The following is a 22,538-nucleotide window of genomic DNA, read 5'->3' as shown; positions in this document are numbered from 1 at the left end:
ATTTTTTAAATCCGTTTTACCTAAAGTTTATTGAATTAATATTTAAACGATGAGTGATAAAAACAAAAATAAAAAATTCATTCCCAAACCGCCCCAAAAGCCCAATTTCCAGCTTTGGCTAATCGTCACTGCGGTCATTGTGCTGATCGGCATCACTTGGTTCAACCAAAGGAGCGCGGTCATTGACATTACGATGAAGCGGTTTGAGGACATGGTCCTGAGCAATGATGTGAAGAAGGTAGTGGTGGTCTACAACCAAAATTATGTGGAAGTCACCCTGAAAGAGGAAGCTCTGGAAAACCAGCGCTATAAAGACGAACTAGAATCCCAAAATCCTTTCTTTAATCCAACTGGTCCTCACTACAAGATTACTGTAGCCTCTGTTGATAAATTTGAAGAAGATTTTGACAAACTGGAAGCTAAACTCCCTGAAGATCAAAGAATAGGTACTTCAGCCAAAAAAGAAGAAAGTTGGGGCAACTGGTTTGGTAGCTTTGGCTTCTTGATCTTGGTATTCTTCCTTTTCTGGATCATGATGAGAAGAATGGCTGGACCAAGCGGACCAGGTGGACAGATCTTTAACGTAGGCAAATCCAAAGCTCAGCTGTTTGATGCAGAGAACAAGGTCAAAATCACTTTTGATAATGTAGCCGGACTGGATGAGGCAAAAGAGGAAGTACAAGAAATTGTTGAATTCCTTAAGAACCCTTCCAAATTCACCAAACTTGGTGGTAAAATCCCTAAGGGAGCATTATTGGTAGGACCTCCAGGTACTGGTAAGACCTTGTTGGCCAAAGCAGTGGCTGGTGAAGCGGGTGTTCCATTCTTTACACTTTCAGGTTCTGACTTTGTCGAAATGTTTGTGGGTGTAGGGGCCGCCAGGGTACGTGACCTCTTCAAGCAAGCCAAAGAAAAAGCACCTTGTATCATCTTTATTGATGAGATAGATGCCATTGGACGTTCAAGGGGTAAAGGCCAAATGCCCGGATCAAATGACGAGCGTGAAAACACACTGAACTCCCTATTGGTAGAAATGGATGGTTTCGGTACGGACACTGGTGTCATTGTATTGGCTGCCACTAACCGACCTGATGTATTGGATAGCGCCCTATTGAGAGCAGGTAGATTTGACCGTCAGATCAGTATTGACAAGCCTGACATTTTGGGTAGAGAAGCCATTTTCAAGGTTCACCTAAAACCTATTAAGACCAGCTCTGATATTGATCCTAAAAAACTGGCTGCGCAAACTCCAGGCTTTGCTGGTGCTGAAATTGCCAATGTTTGTAATGAAGCGGCCCTTATTGCCGCAAGAAGAAATAAAGCAGCTGTTGATATGCAGGATTTCCAAGATGCCGTTGATAGGGTGATTGGTGGTCTTGAGAAGAAAAACAAAATCATCTCCCCGGAAGAGAAAAAGATTGTTGCCTATCATGAGGCTGGCCATGCCGTGGCAGGCTGGTTCCTGGAGCATGCTGATCCTTTGGTAAAGGTAAGTATTGTACCAAGGGGAATTGCTGCATTAGGTTACGCGCAATATTTGCCGAAAGAACAATTCCTTTATCAAACAGAGCAATTGATTGACGAAATGTGCATGACACTTGGTGGCCGTGCTGCTGAAGAAATTGTCTTTGGCAAGATTTCAACAGGCGCACTTAGTGATCTGGAAAGAGTGACCAAAATGGCTTATTCTATCGTTTCGGTCTATGGTATGAATGATAAAATTGGCAATGTTTCTTTCTATGATAGCAAAGGAAATGATTACAAATTCAGCAAGCCCTACTCTGAGTCCACTGCGGAAACAATTGATGAGGAAGTTAGAAAGCTAATCAATTTTGCCTACGAAAGAACCAAAGACCTTTTGAGTCATCGAAAACCAGAATTGGAGACCTTGGCCCAAGAACTATTGGAAAAAGAGATAATCTTCCAATCTGACCTAGAAAAACTTATTGGTAAACGACCTTTTGACAGTGAAACCACCTATGAAGCATTTACCAGAAAAGTTGACGAAAAAGAACTGGAAGAAAAAAAGGCTGCCGCTAAAAAAGGAGATAGCTCTTCAGACATAGAAGAAAGCCTAAGCGAGAAAAAGGACTGAATAGTCTAATCAGAATATTTTCAAAAAAGCTTTCCTAACAGTTAGGAAAGCTTTTTTATTTAACAGCCCCTTCATTATAGTCCTTATCTTTCCAATAATCAAAAGATTGCTAACTTTGAGCACCAAATGGATCAAAAAAGATTGATCAACTATAGTACCCTTACTATGATCCACTGTTAGTCAGGCTCTTTTGCTAAAAATTCAACTTACTCTTTTACATCATACATGAACATCAACCTTAAGGAAAACCAAAAAATATTTTTCGCTTCTGATTTTCACTTGGGTTCACCCGACCATAAAACCAGTAGAAAAAGGGAAGATAAAATCATCAAATGGCTGAAGAGCATAGAAGACGAAGCAGCTGCAATTTTTTTGGTTGGTGACCTCTTTGATTTTTGGTTTGAGTTTGACACCGTAATTCCCAAGGGCTTTATCAGGTTTATGGGAAAGATAGCCCAACTGAGAGACAAGGGAATCCCCATATTCTTTTTCACGGGGAATCATGATCTATGGATGAAAGACTACTTCACCAAAGAACTCAACATCCCCGTATATCATAATCCCATAAACCTTGAAATCAACCATAAGAGATTTCTGATCGGGCATGGAGATGGCTTGGGGCCCGGTGATAACCAATACAAAATCCTGAAAAAGTTCTTCACTAGTAAAACCTGTCAGTTTATTTTCAAATGGCTTCATCCTGATATTGGCCTGGCTATTGCTCACAAATGGTCCAGTCACAGCAGGAGCAGCAATATGGCAAAAAACGAGGATAAGTTTCTGGGCAATGATGAATGGCTATGGGAGTATTGCAAAAATGTAGAAAACAAAATGCACTTTGATTACTATATCTTTGGCCATAGGCATTTGCCACTGGAACTTCCTGTGGGCAAAAACTCCAAATACATTAATCTTGGCGAATGGATAAGTCAAAATACTTATGCAGAGTTTGACGGAGAAGAATTAAAATTAAAGACCTTTGAAAAATGAAATATTGGCTGATCATTTTCCTTTTTTTTAGCTTGAATTGCTTCTCGGCTTTCGGGCAAGAAATGAAATGGAAGCCAATTTTTAACCTAAAAGAAAAAGAGATCAGCCTGGTTGACTGTGACAATAATGGCAAAATCCTAATCGCAGATTCTAGGGGAAACCTGGACCAATACAATCTCTTGGGAGACTCAGTCAATCATTATTCACCAGCCTTACAAGGCACCCTAGTTCAACTTGAGTCAGAAAGAACCCTAAATATATTTACCTTTTCATACGATCTCCAGCGTTTTGAGATACTGGACCGATTTATGAGTCCCCTTTTCTCCGGTAGAGTGAACAATTTGGAATTGGGAAATATTCGGGCAGCATCCCTGGGCAACAATCAAAAAATATGGCTCTATGACGAAACCAATTTTTCATTAATACAATATGACTATCGAAGAAATATAATTCTGCAGGAACAGTCACTTAACCTTATTTTCGAAGACGCTTTTTTTACAATACTTGAAATCACTGAATACCAAAACACCCTTTTCATGAATGTAAAAGACAAAGGTATTTACCTCTTTGACAATCAAGCGAACTATATCGGCAAGCTTGATTTGATCACGGAACAAAAATTATCTTTTTCAGGGAACAATATTTTCACTAACCTTGGAGCCCATTTAATTAAAACAGACTATTTATCAGGTAAAACAACGAGCTTTACCTCCCCTGCTCCCCACATGAAAGTGGCCACTCACCATGACCTCTTTATTTTCTATAATTCCCGGTCACTACAAGTTTTTGAAGGAAAACTCTTCCAAAAGTAATGTTTACTTAAAAAACATTAGAGAATAAAAAAAGTAATATTTTACGACAAGCTACATTATTTGTGAGCTTAGTATCAATTTTAATTATTTAAATATTAGTTATCAATCTTCAATGGTATGAGTGTAAAAATTAATTATTGGAATATTTCTTACAATTATTTAAAAAACATTCGATTTATGGTTTGATTTTTGCAATTTTGCGATCAAATGACAAAACGATTACCACGAAAAATTCAGTACTTCATTTTTATATTTGCTTTCCTGTTTATTGGATCAGGAATAGTGACTAAAAACCGTGCCCAGAATTTCCTGAAAAAATCAGAAACCAATCTTACTTTCCCCAAAAACCTTAACCAGCCTGACGTTGATTTTGACCTAAAATCAACAGGACAAAAAAAGTTCAAAATAGTTTTGGAGGAAAAAATCCCAACAAAAACCACTGTAAAGGTATTTGACATTATTGGTAATTTAATATTAGAAGACGCCTTGATGCCCGAAGATGGCCTGCAAAAAAGCTACGATTTCTCATATGTAAGCAGTCAACTCTTTGTGGTGGAAGTGGGCAACTCAAAATATAATAAGACCAAGAGCATTTACGCGAATCCCCAAGGAAAAAAAAAAGTGGATGAGCAACAAGCAAGCATTGAAGAAGACCAAGAAGCAAAAAATGAATAAAAAAACCGGCTAAAGCCGGTTTTTTTATTCATGATATGAAACGCTTAAGCAATTAAGCTATCTCAACCAATTTTATATCGAATATCAAATCTTCACCAGCAAGCGGGTGATTTGCATCCAAAACGATTTTTTCCGCGTCTACCTGAACCACTTTAACAGGAACTGGTTGACCTTGTTGATTTTGTATAGACAGATCCATACCCACTTCAGGCTTGATATCTGCAGGAACTTGTTCGATTGGCACATCAATCATCATATCATCTCTCTTGGCACCATAAGCCTCATCAGAAGGGATAGTTACGCTTTTATCCTGTCCTACCTCCATACCATCTACAGCTTGATCGAAACCTTTAATCATATTTCCATCACCAACTGTAAATTGAAGAGGCTCTCTGTTTTCTGAAGAATCGAAAACAGTACCGTCCTTTAACTTCCCTGTGTAGTGTACTTTTACTGTACTTCCTTTAGTTGCTACAGACATTTAATTAATTATTTTTGTGAATAATGATAAAGGTAATACTTTTTAAAAGGGATAAAAAAGAATCCCCTATTTGATTTAAAAAGCGTTCAAATTCGTTCTTTTTTTGTTCAATTACGAACATATCTATATAAAAAACCCTGTTTTTATGGCTAATTTGCCTATATTCATTTATGGCATTATTTAAGCAATTGTTCGCTTACAACATTCGTAAATCAAAATAAAGATGGAAGAAAATAGTCTCGGAAAAATACTTATTGTAGATGATAATGAAGACCTGCTTTTTGCTGCCAAAATGCTGCTGAAAAAGCACGCCAAAGAAGTAACCATAGAAAAAGACCCCAGACGAATTCCATTTTTGGTCAATAATAACAGTTATGATGTTATTTTATTGGATATGAACTTCACCGAAGACACCACTTCGGGCAAGGAAGGCTTTCACTGGCTAAAACAAATCAAAGAAATTGACCCTAAAGCTGTTGTTATCCTTATCACTGCATTTGGAGATGTCGAAATGGCGGTACAAGCACTGAAAGAAGGAGCTACAGACTTTATCCTAAAGCCTTGGCAAAATGAAAAACTTTTGGCCACTTTGACCTCTGCCAGCCGACTAAAGGAAAGCTACAATCAGGTAGATTCCATTTCCAAAAAGTCCAAGCAGCTCCAAGCTGATCTCAAAAAACCTTTTTCAGAAATCATTGGGCAAAGTGCTGCCATGAAAAACATTTTTTCGATCATTGACAAGGTAGCCCAAACCGATGCCAATGTACTCATACTAGGGGAAAACGGCACAGGAAAAGAACTTATTGCCAGAGCCATCCATGATCGGTCCTTGAGGTATGATGAGATATTTGTAGGTGTAGATATGGGGGCCATCACTGAGACTTTATTTGAAAGTGAACTTTTTGGACATAAAAGAGGCGCTTTCACAGATGCAAAAGAGGACAGAGCAGGAAGGTTTGAAGTAGCAGACAAAGGTACTCTCTTCTTGGACGAAATAGGTAATCTGAGCATGCCATTGCAGTCAAAACTGTTGACAGCCTTGCAGAAAAGGGAAGTAACAAGGATCGGCACCAACAAGTCCATTCCCGTAGATATCCGACTGATCAGTGCTACCAATATGAAAGTACATGATATGGTCATGGACAATACCTTCAGACAGGATCTATTGTACAGGATCAATACCGTGGAGATATTCCTACCGCCCTTGCGTGATAGGCAAGATGATATTCCTTTATTGGCCAATCACTTCCTAAAAGCATATGCCAAAAAATACAGAAAAGAATTCAATGGCTTTAAACCAGCCGCCATCCAGCTCTTGCAGCATTACAGCTGGCCTGGAAATATCAGAGAGCTTCAACATGCCATAGAAAGGGCTATCATTATGGCTGAAGGTGATGAATTGGACAGCAGGGATTTCTTCTTCCTCTCTTCAAAACCGGTAGCTGAAAAAGTCAGCAATAATACCAGTCTCAATCTTGATGAAGTAGAAAAAAATGTGATCCAAAAAGCCATCGACAAGAATGGCGGGAACATCTCAAAAGCGGCAAAAGAGTTGGGCTTAACCCGCGCCTCTTTGTACAGAAGATTAGAAAAATATGGACTATAAAGTCGGGCTACTAGGAAGAGTGGTCCTGCTTTCCATGACCCTCTTTATACTTTCCTATGCAATACTCAACGAAGCGGGTGTTTTCATCACTTCCTTGTTTATTATTTTGGTCATTGCCCAATTGATTTTTCTGGTCAACTATGCGGAAAGCAGTTTCAAAAAGGTCCGTCAGTTTTTGGACAATATCAAGCAAAACAATTATGCCACCGTTTACCCTGTAAAATTTGATGGGACAGAAACAGATGACCTGCACATTGAATTTAATGCCATTTTGGCAAAGCTAAAGGAAGACCAAGCCGAAAAAGAGGCCAACTTCCAATACTTCAGGTCAGTATTCCAACACCTGAGCATTGGTCTGATTACCTTCGAAGAAGATGGTCAGGTTCAGATCCTTAATACGGCAGCCAAAAGAATGTTAAATATAGAACAACTTGGACACATTGAAGAAATTGAAGATGTCAATAAGGAACTCCACTTTGCGATCAAAAACCTAAGAACAGGAGGAAGCGAACTGATCAAAATAGCCCACCCAGATGGCATTATGCAGCTCTCCGTTTATGTGATTGAATTGGTCCTCAGAAATGTAAAGTTCAAGCTTGTTTCCCTGCAGAATATCCAAAGTGAGCTAGAAGAAAAAGAAATGGAAGCTTGGCAAAATCTGGTAAGGGTTTTGACCCATGAAATCATGAACAGCATTGCCCCTATTTCCTCATTGGCCTCCACCATTAAGGGGGATATTCAATCACAACTGGACAAAGGAGGAGACATACCTGTCCATGATGTTGAAGATTATTTGATGGGGATAGCCACCATAGAAAAGCGCAGTGAGGGATTGATCGATTTTGTCAGTGACTTCAGGAGTTTGGCCCATATCCCTGTACCTAAATTTTCGGCCATTAAGATTCATGAACTTTTCGGGCAGCTAGCGACACTTTTCAGTCATCAAATAGATGAACTGAGCATCAAATGCGAGAAAAAAATTGAGCCTGAAAACCTACTATTATTCGCTGATAGTTCTTTGATCGAGCAAGTCTTAATAAACATTATCCAAAATGCCATTCATGCCGTGGAGGATTCTGATGAGAAAAAGATCTCTCTAAGGGCCTTTATTGATGAAGCGGGAAAAATCATCATTGAAATCAGTGATACAGGTAGAGGGATCGAGGAAGAGGCCCTCAACAAGATTTTTATCCCTTTCTTTACTACCAAACAAAAAGGGTCCGGAATTGGTCTAAGCCTTTCCAAACAAATCATGAGAAGACATAAAGGCAATATTCAAGTAAAATCAAGCATCGGAATGGGCACTACCTTCAAACTGATCTTCAACGCTTAGTCAAAATGGACACAATATTTCTCAGGAAATAGCTAAAACCATCTCTCTTTAGGTCCTGAGCATTTGGAACCTGCGCTTTCATTTGTTAACAAGTATACGGCCCCTTTCTTGATGATTCACTGAAAATCGTTTTCTGTACATCCGCTGTGCCACCTGTGTATTTTAGGCTTCAAAACATGCTGACAAATACAACACTGATCTCACAAAAATGATTCCTGGGATCTGTCTACCACTAGCCAGATCCCAGGAATCCCCGACGCGGACAGGACAGGCTGTGAACAATCAGATGACTGGTGTGAAAACGGCCCAATTTTATTGAATTTAACATTTTTAACGTTTCTGCTTTAACCCGTGTTTAATCCCTAGTTAAGCCGTGTTTATCCCGTGTTTTAGCCGTGTTTATCTCATCAGAAACTTAAGCTTGCCTTAGGGTTATCCCCACCTTAAGTCCTAGAAAAGCTAGGGAACATACGTTTCAATATTTTGACTATAAGAAGCCCAAGCACTCCTCTTTACCTCGCTATAAACCAACCATAAAGGAGCACAAAGAAATGAGATTTTATTCCGTGCAAACCTGTCTTCCACCAGGTAGATCTGTGGAATCTCCCGATAAAACGGGACAGGCTGTGAGAAACATGTTTACTGGTGTGATAACGGATAACCATAAAGAATATAAGGATTCGTTCCACTTCCATCACAGTACCTTCCAATATTCCCAAAAAGCATTGTAATACCAGGCTATAAAAAATCGAATAGAATAATTTCAAAATATTTTCAAGTATTTCAAACCATAATTAACGCACTTTATGTTTGTCTTTAATATTTAGGAAATTTTAAAGCCAAAAGCCCAAGAATCCATCTCAATATCATAATATCCACTTCACAATCAGTTAATTATTGCTTTTTATATTGGAATAAAAATAGGAAAAGCTTTGAAAACACATTTTAAGACCATCGTCGTTTCTGACCTACACTTGGGCACAAAGGGATCCAAAGCAAAAGAAGTAGTTAGATTTCTAAAAAACTACCACTGCGAAAACCTCATCCTCAACGGTGACATTATTGATGGATGGCAATTAAAAAAATCTGGATCATGGAAAAAGAAGCACACCCGTTTTTTTAACAGAATCCTAAAAATGATTGATAATGATAATACTAAAGTATATTATCTGAGAGGAAACCATGACGATTTTTTAGACCAAATCCTCCCTTTGGAAATCGGGAACCTGTCGATTCAAAAGGACATGATCTACCAATCACACGGCAAGAAATACTTGGTCCTTCATGGTGATATTTTTGATAGTATCACTACTAATCTCAGATGGATTGCCTATTTAGGAGATATCGGATATACATTTCTTTTATGGTTAAATCGCCTGGTAAACCATTATAGAAGAAAAAGAGGCTTAAGGTATTTTTCCCTCTCCCAATACATAAAAAACAAGGTGAAATCGGCTGTATCCTATATTGACAAATACGAGGAAGAACTTGCCAAAATGGCCAAAGCCAAAGGATGTGACGGGATTATCTGCGGCCATATTCATAAAGCTGAATCCAGGATGATAGACGGGATTGCTTATCACAATTCCGGTGATTGGGTGGAAACCATGAGTGCCTTGGCGGAGGATTATGATGGCAACTGGCAATTGATCTATTATAACGAGCTGGATTTTGCGAGGTCAGTGAATGATGATAAAGTAATCCCCCTAAACACTCCCCAAAGATATACTGAAGTTTCCTTTTTTGGCTCAAACGAAAACATCATTATTCCTCCTTCTTCGTTTGAATCATGAAATTCATCTTTATCGTCCAAGGCGAAGGACGTGGCCATATGACCCAAGCCATAGCCTTGTCTACCATATTAGCAGAGCAAGGGCACGAAGTGAGCCATGTCCTTATAGGGAAAAGCAAGAGAAGACAATTGCCCGAATTTGTTCGCAAAAACCTAAAGGCACCCATCACCCAATTTGAAAGCCCCAATTTTCATACTGACAACAAGGGAAAATCAATCAACCTGTTCAAAACAATCACCAAAAATATCTTAAGATCACAAAAATTCATCCATAGTTTTCAGATCATCGATAGGGTCATTAAAGCTGATCAACCCAATATTATCATCAACTTTTATGATATGCTGGCTGGACTTTACAATTTCACATTTAGGCCAAAAGCTGCTTTCTGGACCATCGGCCACCAATATCTCATATACCATTCATCCTTTCCCTTTGCTCCCAATAGTTTGATTCAAAAAAAAATGTTTCAGTTCAACACGGCGATCACGGCACTTGGTGCAGACAAACTATTGGCCCTTTCCTTCAGAGACTATCCCAAAAGTGCTCAAAAAAAATTGATTGTGATACCTCCTGTATTAAGATCAGAAATTCATAACCTAACCACCACTGAAGGAGACTATATCCTTAGCTATATCGTTAACCCAGGCTATGCAGAGGAAATTATTTCTTTTGGGAAAGAAAATCCAGAAATCAAAATAGAGGCATTTTGGGATCAAAAAGATAGTGAAAAAGTCTATCACCCCCATTCCAACATTACCTTTCACCAAATTGATGACCACAAATTCCTTGAAAAAATGGCCAATTGCAAAGGATTAATATGCACAGCAGGCTTTGAATCTGTCTGCGAGGCCATGTATCTGGGCAAACAGGTAATGATGGTTCCTGTCAGTGGGCAGTATGAACAAGCCTGCAATGCCATTGATGCTCAAAATGCCCAAGCCGGCCTTGCACATCATAGCTTTGATTTTAAGCTGTTTTCAGATTATCTGAACAGCTGCACAAAAAACGACCAATCCTTCATAAAGTGGCAACAGCAATTGCCCAAAATGATCGAAAAAATCATTGAATATCCCAATTCATCATCCTTCCAATAAGGGCCAAAACACTACCCACCTACACAATTTACTGAATGAACCGGTGATCAAAACCATTAGTTTAAAGTGTTTTAGAAAAAAACTGAATTGAAAAAAGAGCGTTTCCAATGAGTGCAATCGTTTTCGGTAAAAAAATCAGGTAATTTTTTAAAAATGCTCCCCGCCAAGCAAATTAGTTTTCTAAAAATACTTGTAAATTCAAGATTTAAGACCTGAAAATATTTCCATGAATATAGAGAGACTAAGACTTAAAGAAGATCAGGATAGGGTCAAACATTGGAAAAAATGGGGACCTTATTTAACTGAGCGACAATGGGGTACAGTAAGAGAGGATTATAGTGCGGATGGTTCGGCCTGGGAGAATGTTACTCATGAGGATGCAAGAAGCAAAGCTTATAGATGGGGAGAGGAAGGCTTAGGTGGCTTTAGTGATCATAAGCAAAAACTTTGCTTAGCTTGGGCTTTCTGGAATGGCAAAGACCCTATGATCAAAGAAAGATTATTTGGTCTGACAGGCAATCAAGGAAATCATGGGGAAGATGTAAAGGAACTGTACTATTACTTGGACAGTACGCCTACCCATAGTTATATGAAAATGCTCTATAAATATCCGCAGCATGAATTCCCTTATAAAGACCTGGAAGATGAAAATTCAAGAAGAGGAAAACTGGATCCTGAATACGAGCTCATCGATACGGGAATTTTTGATAAAGACGAATACTTTGACATTTTCATTGAATATGCCAAAGAGGACTTTGAGGATATCGTTTCAAGAGCTACGATTCATAATAGGAGCAATCAAGATGCAACTATTTGGGTAATGCCCACCATTTGGTTCAGGAAAACCTGGTTTACAGGGCATGAGCCATTTCTGCCCAAGCTTTCCAAGAAATCGGACAATCAAATCCAAGCCTTTTCGCCCAAATCAGGAAATTTTCATTTTTACTTTGATGGTAATCCTGAGCTCTTATTCTGCGATAACGAAACCAATAGGGAGAAGCTTTATGATATAGGGAATCAAAAAAAGTTTCTAAAAGATGCCATCAATGACTATGTCGTAGAAGGCAAGACAAAACACCTCAATCCCGACAATTTTGGCACCAAAGCTGCCGGTCTGTATAAAATCGTTATTCCAGCAGGTAAATCAGAAGTGGTTACTTTCCGTATGAAGCGAAAAGATAGCCTTGTTAACATGGAAGAATGTGATGAAATCATCAAAAACAGGATCCATGATGCAGATGAATTTTACCTGGATCTTCAGGGTCATGTTACCGATGAAGAACTTCGAAACATTCAAAGGCAGGCCTATGCCGGCATGATGTGGGGAAAGCAGTTTTACTATTATAATGTGGAACGTTGGCTAGAAGGTGATCCGGGGCGTTATGTACCACCAGTGGAGAGAAAAAAAGGCAGAAATCATAATTGGCGACATCTACAGAACTATGATATTATCTCCATGCCTGACAAATGGGAATATCCTTGGTATGCTGCTTGGGACTTGGCTTTCCACTGTATTCCCATTGCCCGAATGGACCCTAAATTCGCCAAAGACCAGTTATTGGTCCTACTGAGCGAATGGTATATGCACCCTAATGGCCAAATACCGGCCTATGAGTGGAATTTTAACGATGTGAACCCGCCTATTCATGCATATGCGATCCAAAGGGTCTTCCAAATAGACAGAAAAATGAATGGTGGTATGGGAGATTTTGAATTCCTTGAGCGGGCCTTACATAAACTTATGCTCAACTTTACCTGGTGGGTAAACCAAAAGGACAGCGATGGACAAAATATCTTTGAAGGAGGTTTCTTGGGGTTGGATAATGTCAGCCTTTTTGACCGTTCGCATGTAGACCAGTTTGGTGCCAAACTGGAGCAAGCAGACGCCACATCCTGGATGGCCATGTTTAGTCTAAACATGCTGAGGATTTCCTTGGATCTCTGTGAAAAGAACAAGGTGTACCAGTATACCGCTACCAAGTTCCTGGAGCATTTTCTCTATATCGCCGGTGCCATGAACAACATCTCCGGACAAAATATCAGTTTGTGGGATGATGAGGACAATTTCTTCTATGACGTCCTCCATATCGATGACAAGGCACCTAAAAGAATGAAAGTAAGGTCCATCGTTGGGCTAATCCCCTTATTTGCGGTAGAGCCCATCAAAGAAGAAATGTATGAAAACCTTACTGAATTCAAACAGCGATTGGATTTCTTCCTTAAAGAAAAGCCCAAACTGGCCTCTCTGGTTTCTAACTGGATAGAACCTGGAAAGGATAAAAGGCACTTGTTTTCACTCTTGCGAGGTCACAGAATGAAAAGCCTATTGAACAAACTTTTGGATCCTGAGGAATTTCTTTCTGACTATGGCATCCGGTCTGTCTCCAAATACCATAAAGACCATCCATACTCCATGAAGCTAAACGGAGAGAAACATACTGTCAAATATACTCCAGGAGAATCAGATACTCGGATGTTTGGTGGTAACTCCAACTGGCGCGGCCCGATCTGGTTCCCCATTAACTGGTTGATCATGGAATCCCTGAAGAAGTTCAACTATTATTACGGAGGAGATTTTCCTATTGAATACCCAACAGGTTCTGGCAAATTCATCACCTTGGACATCATTGCCAAAGAATTGTCCCTGAGAAATATCGATATATTCAAACGAAACCAAGAGGGGAAAAGACCGGTATTTGGAGATAATGAAAAAATGCAGAATGACCCACATTTCAGGGACTATATTCTCTTTTTTGAGTATTTTCATGGTGATAATGGTAAGGGATTGGGATCTTCCCACCAGACAGGCTGGACAGGGCTGGTTGCCGAAATGATCCATAAATATTTCCCCAGAGAAGAAAAAGTAGAAGATGAAGTTGTTACCTTATTTAGAAGCTAACAGGTTAGAAGCAGGATGTGATGAAGTGGGCAGAGGCTGTCTATGCGGGCCTGTGGTAGCTGCTGCAGTGATCCTTCCAGAGAACTTTGCCAATGAAATCATCAATGACTCCAAAAAACTGAGCAAGGGATACAGGGAAAGCCTGATCACAGAAATAAAGGGAAAAGCCATCGCTTGGGCTGTCGCAGAAGCTTCAGTAGAAGAAATTGATCAAATCAATATACTGAATGCCTCATTTCTCGCCATGAGCAGAGCGGTAGAATCCTTGGACACAGCCCCAGACCATCTTTTAATCGACGGAAACCGGTTTAAGAGTAAGCTTGAGATACCTTATGACTGTATAATAAAAGGTGACGGAAAATATGCCAGTATCGCAGCAGCCTCTATTTTGGCAAAAGTTTATAGGGATAATCTAATGGCCGAATACGCCAAAGAATACCCTGGATATGGCTGGGAGAAAAATGCTGGCTATCCTACTAAACAACACAGACAAGGCATACTGGAATTGGGTTCTACTCCAATTCACCGTAGATCCTTTAAGCTATTACCAGACCAGTTAGCTTTAGATCTTTAGACTAAAAGAAATCCCAAGGCGCTCACCTTGGGATTTCTTATCAATTTCTAAATCACTCACATTCTTTTGGGCTAGCCCCCATCTCAATGACCAAATGCCCTCCTTTTACCAAATCCTCATGCATCAGAAACTGACTGCTGTAAGGCTCACCATTGTATGTCACACTTTGAATATAAATATTTTCCGAAGAATTATTATTCACGCTAAGCTCCAAGGTCTTGCCATTATCCATCCTAATGACTGCATTATCCACTGTTGGACTTCCCCAAACATATTGACCACCTGCCGGATTAACCGGATAAAAGCCTAGGGAAGAAAGTACCAACCAAGCGGACATTTGCCCCACATCCTCATTGCCACTTAAGCCATCAGGCTTATTGGCATAAAGCTCTTTTAAAATGTACCTTACTTTTTCCGCAGTCTTATATTGCTGATCCACATATCCATACATATAAGTAACATGATGACTCGGTTCATTTCCATGGGCATATTGGCCGATCAAACCGGTAATATCATTGGAGGCTTCCTCTCCCATATCGCCTTCTACAAGGAACAAGGAATCCAACTTGGAGATAAATGCCTCTTTTCCACCCAACAATTTAACCAAACCTTCCACGTCCTGGGGCACCAAGAAAGTATATTGCCATGAATTACCTTCTGTAAAATCACCCTTCATATGGACTGAAGTAAATGGACTAAATGGCTCCCTCCATTCTGTATCGGAAACTTTGCCTCTCATAAAACCTACCTCAGGGTCGAAGTAATTTTTATAGTATTGTCCCCTTTTGGAGAAGTATTCGTAATCCTCTTCCTTGCCCATAGCCTTGGCCATTTGAGCAATACTCCAGTCAGAAAGCGCATATTCCAAACCCTTGGAAACATTCTCCACTTCATCATTTGCAGGTATATATCCAAGCTCTTTTACCTTATCCAGGCCAAACTCATCCCTCATTGCGGTGGTTTTCACTGCCTCAAATGCCAATTCAGCATCCATTGGAATCCCTTTCAAATAGGCATCAACAATGATAGGAACAGCACTATAACCAGGCATGGTATTGGTCTCATTGCCCATCAGGTGCCATACAGGTAATTTTCCTTGTTGCTCATAAATCTTCAACATGGACGCAACCATATCCACCATTCTGTCCTGTTGGGTAATGGTATAAAGTGGACTGCATCCTCTGTAGATATCCCATAAGGAGAAGGTAGTCAAATTGGTAAATGCTTGATCATTTCTAACCTCACCATCGGCACCTCTATAGTCTCCATTTACATCATTAAATACTGAAGGAGCAATCATAGTATGATATAATGCTGTATAAAACTTCACCAACTCATCCTTCTCCTTCATTTCCACTTGAAGCTTATTAAGCTCCTGATTCCAAGCCTCATCTGCATCTGCTACCACCTTATCAAAATCCCAGTGGGGCAATTCCTCCTGAAGGTTCAATAAGGCATTTTCTTCACTGACAGGAGAAATCGCCACTTTCATCTCCACTACCTCATCCTTCTCCGTCTCAAATCCCAACAGGGCCTTTACAGCCTTGGCTGTATGTTCCTTACCGGCAACTGGCTCATTTATGTCAAACAGCTCAATGGATTGAATAGGCTTGGACAAAACTGCTGTAAAAAACAATTTTTGATCTGCCGCCCATCCTTTTGAATGACGATAACCTGAAATGGTTGTATCATTTACTATTCGAATATGGGTATTCGTGGGGCTGTCCCAACCAATTCCTTGTTTCAAATTGATAAGGATCTTGGCCTCCTTGCTTTCGGGAAATGTATAACGATGAAAACCAACCCTTTCTGTAGCCGTCATTTCTGCCAAAACATCATACCTGTCTACCTTAACGGAATAATATCCCGGCTTCACCACCTCTTCATCATGGGAGAAATAAGAAAAATACCCTGAATCAGGCTGCTCTGGATCGCCTTTATAAACTTTTGTTTCCCCCACTATTGGCATGACCAAAACATCCCCCAAATCACCTATACCCGTTCCACTCAAATGCGTATGGGCAAATCCGATCAAGGTCGAATCCGATATGTGGTAACCAGAGCACCAATCCCAACCTTCAGTTAAATTCACAGGACCTAGCTGCACCCCGCCAAATGGCAGATTTGCTCCTACGAAAACATGTCCATGGCCTCCAGAACCAATGTACTGATTGACATATTGAGTTAAATTAACTTCTTTGGACAGTTCAGTCTGTTTAGTCCCCTCCCTCTGTCCACAACTTAACAGTAGCACCAATAAAAGAGGTGCTGTCCAAATCCAATTCTTTCTCCTATGCCAATTATATGTTTTCATATATACCTAAATTATTTTATATGATATTTACCTTACTACCAATCAGTCCAAACTTAATTTTTCCAACACAGGCTGTTCTATAGTTTCCAGCACTTCTGGTACACCTTGGTTGAGTTGTTCAAAAACACAAATTTGGTTTTCACCTTCTATTAACCACGCTCCTGGAACATAAAGGGTCTGCTGTGGCCCTATAGACCAGTACCTGCCTAAATTATGACCATTGACGAAGACAATTCCCTTGCCCCATTTTTCCATGTTGAGAAAGATATCCCCCACATTTTCCAAATCGAATTTACCAAAATAAAGTGTAGGTTTTGTATCAGAAGAGCCACTATTGTCCACTTTAGGCATCTTATCCATAGGAAAACCATAGTGTTTCCAGTTTCCAGTAATCTCATACTCATTGATTTTTATTCCTGAAATGATCCCTTTCGTATTTTGAACAATTTGAGCCCCATAATTTATTCTCCCCATATTTTCGACCAACAACTCCAATCTACCATTAAAAGGAATATTAATATCCAGCTCATATTCATTATTGACACGATTTAAACTTCCCACATAGTTTCCATTCACGTATACTGTGGCAAAGTCCCTGAGTCCTGTTACTTTTAATTTCCCATTGATTGGCTGATTAAATAGCTTGCTGTACAAAACATAACCATGCCCCTGTCCCAGTTCTTCGAAGGTCATTGGTTCATCATTGACCACTGGTTTGATTCCTTCTTTCAAATCAAACAAGGATACAGCCTTATCCATTTTCACACCTTCTTCTAAAGTAATAACAGGAATTTGCTCTGGGATCGCAGGAATCTCATAGGGTGCAAACGCTTTCATCAGTTCACGAATTCCCATAAATTTATCCGTTGCCCATCCTGCTTCACTTATTGGAGCATCATAGTCATAACTGGTAATGTCCGGCTGTATATCGTGTTCATCATTATAATTGGCACCAGAAGTAAACCCAAAATTTGTTCCTCCAATAACCATATAAAAATTGAAGTTAACACCATTTTCAAGGTACTTTCTCGTTTGCTCGACGATTTGGCCTTTTCCTATGCGCACAAACTCTTCCCCCCAGTGGTCCAACCAACCTGGATAAAACTCTGCCACCATATAGGGGCCTTTTCCTCCATGATATTTGTCTACTGCCTTCTTCAGATTCCCCACATTCCCCTCACCATTTGCTGTCGGCAATACCCCGGGCAAGGCACCTCCCTCAAACAACCAGGTGCCATCGGAAGTAAAAAAAGGCACCTCAAAACCTACATCTTTTAAAGATTGATGAATCGCTTCGTAATACGCTTGATGCTCTTCTTGAGGAATATCAGACCTTTGTGCCACATAGGAGCCAAATTCGTTCTCCACCTGCACCATGATAATAGGACCTCCTTTGGTCACCTGCAAATCTTTTACTTCATCGGCCAAGTGTTTTATATAAACATTGGCTGAATCTAAAAATGCTTGATTATTTGATCTCACCTCGAGGGTAGGTTCATTTTGCAACCACCATGGATAGCCGCCAAATTCCCACTCTGCACAGGCATAGGGACCGGGACGAAGAATTACAAACATCCCTTCCTCCTCTGCAGCCTTAATAAATGCCCTTAAATCCTTATTGCCGGATTTGAAGTCCCAAACTCCAGGTGCTGTATTATGGTAATTCCAAAAAACATATGTTGCCACCGTGTTGAGTCCCATTGCCTTCATCATCTTTAGCCGGTGAGTCCAATATGCTTTGGGGATTCTTGCATAATGCATCTCCCCAGAATATATCGGCACTGCTTCTCCATTGTACAGAAATTCACCGTCACTAATCTCAAATGATGACTTTTGCCCATAGGCATTTACCCCCAGTAAAAAGAGCATCGCTCCACTAAGGAAAACTTTTAATATATTATTTTGCATTAGTTCTTTTACTTTTCTCTAACTAGCCAGTCAGCAGGAACTGGTTTCCTTTCACCAGTCTCGTCGATATATTCTAAAATAAGCGTGTGTCCTCCCCCCGCTTCAATAAAATCCAGCTCAAAGGGATGTAGGCCAGCATTCAAGGCTACCTGTCCACTGACCTCTTTGGCAGGGTGAAAACCATCATTATCAATAACTTCCCGGCCTCCTATATACAGTTTACTACCATCATCACTGGTCAATATAAAGTCATATATTCTCTTTGCCGGCACATGGATATACCCTCTAAATTCAGCTCCAAAAGCACCTTTGGCCAAATCTGCAGGAATACTTAATTCCTCCATTAACCTTACTTCATCAGCCTGATGGCCATCCATAAGCGCTGTTTGCTTGAATGTTCCCTTATGGAAATGCATATTGAGTCCTTTTTGTCCTGAAACCTCTTTGGGATTTATTGCCTTTAAATAGGTTGTTTTTCTGTAAGGCACCTCATACACATCCCCCCTATTCCCTGAAGGACCAAAAGCAGCTATTTTAAAATCTGTATCTGACTTTACCTTTAAAGGCTTTTCCAAAACGCTATCATCCATTTCTGGATCAGAACCATCCTTTGTGTACCTTATCGTTAAAAAATCAACTGGGGTACTTACTTCCAACTTACCTTTTCCCACAAACATGTTCATATCCGCAATGCCATTCAAATCAGGAAGACGATAGTTGATTCCTTCATGCTGCATCCAAGCAAAATGATTGTCCAATCTTTCTTGGAAACCTTCAAAATCCTTAGGATCTGACCATAACCTTTCTGCCAAAGCGGTCATCCTAGGCATATACATATAGTCTGCTCTCGCTTCCGAAGGGATATATTCAGTCCAGATATTGGCTTGACCACCAATTACTTTATTAGCTTGCTCAGCAGTAAAACCTTCTGGAACTATGCTCACCGTGTATACTTTTCTCAAAGAGCTCTTATCTGGTGCGTAATCAAAATAAAGTCCTCCTCCTACAGGTGACATGATCACCTCATTGCCATTTTCTATTGCCTTCAATGGCGCATCCTTCACCCAGCTTCTCCAGTACATCACATGCGCAGTCGGGCTGATTCCCCCGGCCAACGCATCATCCCATACAATAAGTTGCTTCCCTTTCGATTGCACATAAGCCTCCATATGATTCACAAAGAAACTTTGCAGTTTATCCACATCCTCGATCCCATTTGTCTTCATCCATTCCTCACACATGGATGTTTCCCAAAACTTCCTTTCCACTTCATCGGCCCCTATATGAACATATTTACTGGGAAACAAAGCCATGATCTCATCCAACACTTTTTCAGTGAAGGTATAAGTACTTTCCTGACAAGGACTCAATGGACTTGAAAAAACCTCTCCCCATTCCGTTTCCTGATCACCGGTCAAATAAGGATAAGCCCTGATCGCTGCGGTCATGTGTCCGGGCATATCTATCTCGGGAACCACCTCTATATGATGTTTGACTGCATAGGCAATTATCTCCTTGATATCCTCTTGAGTATAAAAACCACCATAAACTTCCTTCCCGTTTACTTCTTTGATATTCCACGGGTCGATAATATAATCTGGGTTGGTTGCTGCCCGCTCCATACATACACTATCTTGCTTATTATAAGTCCTCCAAGCTCCTACTTCAGTGAGCTTAGGAAATTGTTTGATTTCAATCCGCCAACCTTGGTCATCTGTCAAATGCAAATGGAGTTTGTTAAACTGGTATCTGGCAAGTCTATCTATAAATTTTTTAATGTATTCTTTGGTAAAAAAATGCCTTGCAACATCGATGTGCATACCTCTCCAGTCATATTTGGGGGCATCATTGATTTTTACAGCAGGAAGTTCTACTTCACTCCACTTCTCTCCAGAAAGATTCACCGGCAATAATTGTCCAAAAGCTTGGATACCTCTAAAAAAACCAGTTTGGGTACTGGCCTTAATCACCACTTCTTCGCTTGAAATAGCTAAAATATATCCCTCTTCTGCTTGAACCTCATTGGAAAATGTCAATTGTATCCTGCCGTCTGTGGACCTACCGGCCTGATCAAAATTATATGAAGACAGCATTTCTCTCAAAAAAGTAACCTCATTGCTCAAATCCAGTTCTCCGGCTTCCAATTCAATATTTGTTGCAGCAGATAGCTTAAAAGTCCCATCTTGGGCGATCAACTCAGCAGGATAGGGAATTAAAGGATATCTCTCAGAAAGATGCTCCTTATTCTGAGCCAACACCGCCACACACAGCAGCATTGCACTTAAACAAAGGGTGATTTTCCTCATCATGATTTTATTAAATTACTAAATAAAAAAAGGGTTTGATGGCTAACATGCCCATCAAACCCTTTTCAGTTAATTACCAATTAGGATTTTGCTCCAAATTTGGATTAATGGAAACTTCATTAACAGGAATGGCCCATAGGTAATCCCGGTTAGGATTAAACTGGCGCTCTTCTACTCTTACAAAATCACCATAATCTCCTCTACTTTCATCAAAATTATTATAAATCCCCATGGCTACTCCCGACATCACGTCTTCTGCAATCTCCCATCTTCTAATATCAAACAAGCGATGCTCTTCCAATGCAAACTCTACTCTTCTTTCCCTCATGATCACTTCCATTAAAGCGTCTTGAGAAGCAGCCTCTGCAGAAGTGATTGCCGGCATTTCCACACCTGCTCTGCTCCGCACTTCATTAATCGCATCATATACACTTTGGTCGATTTCACCGGCCTGAATCTTTGCTTCAGCATAAATCAGCAACACCTCTGCATACCGGATCAATACCTCATCATTATAGGAATTGCTGTCCCAACTTCCTTCAATGTCAGCTGGCACTCCCTTCTTATAATAATAACCAGAATAGGACGCATTGTTTTGCCCCAAACGATCAATTGAGTTAGGATTGGTAATATCTATGGTAATCCCATTCACCTCAGTCCCAGGAACGATCACCGTCAACTCCAATCTAGGATCCCTGTTTTCAAAAGGGTTCTCAGGATCATATAATGGAGATTCCTCAATGGTCAATCCATCAGTACACTCATAAGTATCCACCAGACTTTTTAGTGGAATTACCTGTCCCCACCCACCTAGCGAAGGTGCTCCTAACCAAGTAGCGCTTGCCGTAGGATATGTATTTTTAATGTACTGGGCTGCCAAAATGATCTCTGAACTATTTTTATTGGTGCCATCAAACAAGCTTAAATAATCGCTGTCGATACTATAATTTAGATTCATTACTTCACTGGCCACATCTGCTGCTGCTGACCACCTTTCATCATACAAAAGAATTCTAGCTTCCAAAGCCAATGCTGCCCCTCTGGTCACCCTGCCTTGGTCTGCGGCCCCATAGCTTTCCGGCAAAATATCAGCAGCTTCTTCTAAATCCTGAACGATAAAATCAACGACTTCCGCCTTTGGGCTTCTAGACACATTGAATTCATCTGTGCTTTGGATGGCAGTAATCAAAGGTACATCCCCATACATCCCTACAAGCTGTTGGTAAGCATAAGCCCTGATTACCTTGGCTTCAGCTTTCAATCTATTTCTCAGTTCCTCATCCATAGACGGAACCTGATCGATATTGTCCAATACATTATTGGCCGCTGCAATGGTATTATAGTGCTGAGACCAGAAATGGCTGAAATAACCTAAACTACTGGTCGCACTGCCGTTTCCGGCAAACTGCACATCTGCCGGCCAGTTACTCCAAGAATAACTATCATCTGTAGCGGCAGAAAGGAAAATCCTGTACCAACTATCCCCAAGATATCTATAGCAGTTATTGACTGCATTGACCGCATCAGAAGAAGTCGCCCAATAATTCCCACTGGAAACTTCATCCAAAGGTTGTCTATCCAAGAAGTCTTCACTACAAGATACGGTCAGTAGCAAAGCTGCGAGTATTGTTAAAATATTTATTTTCATCATTTTTCTG

At 40.2% G+C, this 22,538-nt stretch carries 16 protein-coding genes; 11 read left to right on the top strand and 5 right to left on the bottom strand.

Going from position 1 to position 22,538, the window contains the following annotated elements:
* Positions 1-49 precede the first annotated feature (49 nt).
* The 4 genes from ftsH (at position 50) to KZP23_RS12200 (ending at position 4,572) form a co-directional block, all read left to right on the top strand.
* Positions 50-2,095 (top strand): ATP-dependent zinc metalloprotease FtsH, encoded by a 2,046-nt coding sequence (ftsH, locus tag KZP23_RS12215; RefSeq protein ID WP_226332003.1) that lies wholly within the window; start codon positions 50-52, stop codon positions 2,093-2,095.
* Between the two features lie 225 nt (positions 2,096-2,320).
* Complete coding sequence (locus tag KZP23_RS12210) at positions 2,321-3,085, top strand: UDP-2,3-diacylglucosamine diphosphatase (protein WP_226332002.1); 765 nt, start codon at positions 2,321-2,323, stop codon at positions 3,083-3,085.
* 62 nt (positions 3,086-3,147) lie between these two features.
* On the top strand, positions 3,148-3,897 hold the full coding sequence (locus KZP23_RS12205) for a hypothetical protein (RefSeq protein WP_226332001.1): 750 nt from the start codon (positions 3,148-3,150) through the stop codon (positions 3,895-3,897).
* Between the two features lie 207 nt (positions 3,898-4,104).
* Positions 4,105-4,572 carry a hypothetical protein gene (locus KZP23_RS12200; protein WP_226332000.1) on the top strand — a complete coding sequence of 156 codons (468 nt, stop codon included), beginning with the start codon at positions 4,105-4,107 and terminating at the stop codon, positions 4,570-4,572.
* A 52-nt stretch (positions 4,573-4,624) separates the two neighbouring features.
* Here the strand turns inward: KZP23_RS12200 and KZP23_RS12195 are convergent, their stop codons facing one another.
* Positions 4,625-5,053: an FKBP-type peptidyl-prolyl cis-trans isomerase gene (locus KZP23_RS12195; RefSeq protein ID WP_215222877.1), complete on the bottom strand. Its 429-nt coding sequence runs from the start codon at positions 5,051-5,053 to the stop codon at positions 4,625-4,627.
* 223 nt (positions 5,054-5,276) lie between these two features.
* Here KZP23_RS12195 and KZP23_RS12190 point away from each other — a divergent pair, with 223 nt between their 5' ends.
* The 7 genes from KZP23_RS12190 (at position 5,277) to KZP23_RS12160 (ending at position 14,352) form a co-directional block, all read left to right on the top strand.
* Entirely contained in the window at positions 5,277-6,659 is a 1,383-nt protein-coding gene (locus tag KZP23_RS12190; protein WP_226331999.1) for a sigma-54-dependent transcriptional regulator, read from the top strand.
* The gene (locus KZP23_RS12185; RefSeq protein ID WP_226331998.1) at positions 6,649-7,992 is read left to right on the top strand and encodes a sensor histidine kinase; all 1,344 of its coding nucleotides are present in this window, start codon (positions 6,649-6,651) and stop codon (positions 7,990-7,992) included. Before KZP23_RS12190 ends, KZP23_RS12185 begins: the two co-directional genes overlap by 11 nt.
* 551 nt (positions 7,993-8,543) lie before the next feature.
* Positions 8,544-8,723, top strand: coding sequence for a hypothetical protein (locus tag KZP23_RS12180; RefSeq protein WP_226331997.1), 180 nt, complete (start codon positions 8,544-8,546; stop codon positions 8,721-8,723).
* Between the two features lie 201 nt (positions 8,724-8,924).
* Positions 8,925-9,785 (top strand): UDP-2,3-diacylglucosamine diphosphatase, encoded by an 861-nt coding sequence (locus tag KZP23_RS12175; protein WP_226331996.1) that lies wholly within the window; start codon positions 8,925-8,927, stop codon positions 9,783-9,785.
* The gene (locus KZP23_RS12170) at positions 9,782-10,879 is read left to right on the top strand and encodes a glycosyltransferase family protein (RefSeq protein ID WP_226331995.1); all 1,098 of its coding nucleotides are present in this window, start codon (positions 9,782-9,784) and stop codon (positions 10,877-10,879) included. The genes KZP23_RS12175 and KZP23_RS12170 overlap by 4 nt, the downstream gene beginning before the upstream one ends.
* 226 nt (positions 10,880-11,105) lie before the next feature.
* Complete coding sequence (locus tag KZP23_RS12165; RefSeq protein ID WP_226331994.1) at positions 11,106-13,778, top strand: MGH1-like glycoside hydrolase domain-containing protein; 2,673 nt, start codon at positions 11,106-11,108, stop codon at positions 13,776-13,778.
* Complete coding sequence (locus KZP23_RS12160) at positions 13,750-14,352, top strand: ribonuclease HII (RefSeq protein ID WP_226331993.1); 603 nt, start codon at positions 13,750-13,752, stop codon at positions 14,350-14,352. Before KZP23_RS12165 ends, KZP23_RS12160 begins: the two co-directional genes overlap by 29 nt.
* A 52-nt stretch (positions 14,353-14,404) precedes the next feature.
* Here the strand turns inward: KZP23_RS12160 and KZP23_RS12155 are convergent, their stop codons facing one another.
* The 4 genes from KZP23_RS12155 to KZP23_RS12140 form a co-directional block, all read right to left on the bottom strand.
* Positions 14,405-16,666: a GH92 family glycosyl hydrolase gene (locus KZP23_RS12155; protein ID WP_226331992.1), complete on the bottom strand. Its 2,262-nt coding sequence runs from the start codon at positions 16,664-16,666 to the stop codon at positions 14,405-14,407.
* 42 nt (positions 16,667-16,708) lie between these two features.
* A complete protein-coding gene (locus tag KZP23_RS12150; protein ID WP_226331991.1) occupies positions 16,709-18,574 on the bottom strand; it encodes a beta-galactosidase in 1,866 nt (621 codons plus the stop codon).
* 8 nt (positions 18,575-18,582) lie between these two features.
* Positions 18,583-20,883 (bottom strand): family 20 glycosylhydrolase, encoded by a 2,301-nt coding sequence (locus tag KZP23_RS12145; RefSeq protein ID WP_226331990.1) that lies wholly within the window; start codon positions 20,881-20,883, stop codon positions 18,583-18,585.
* 70 nt (positions 20,884-20,953) lie between these two features.
* A complete protein-coding gene (locus tag KZP23_RS12140) occupies positions 20,954-22,531 on the bottom strand; it encodes a RagB/SusD family nutrient uptake outer membrane protein (RefSeq protein WP_226331989.1) in 1,578 nt (525 codons plus the stop codon).
* Between the last annotated feature and the right edge of the window lie 7 nt (positions 22,532-22,538).

This window comes from Echinicola marina (assembly GCF_020463795.1).
Classification (GTDB): Bacteria; Bacteroidota; Bacteroidia; order Cytophagales; family Cyclobacteriaceae; genus Echinicola; species Echinicola marina.
The sequence above is the reverse complement of the archived record's forward strand: the minus strand, read 5'-3'. Positions and strand labels throughout refer to the sequence as shown.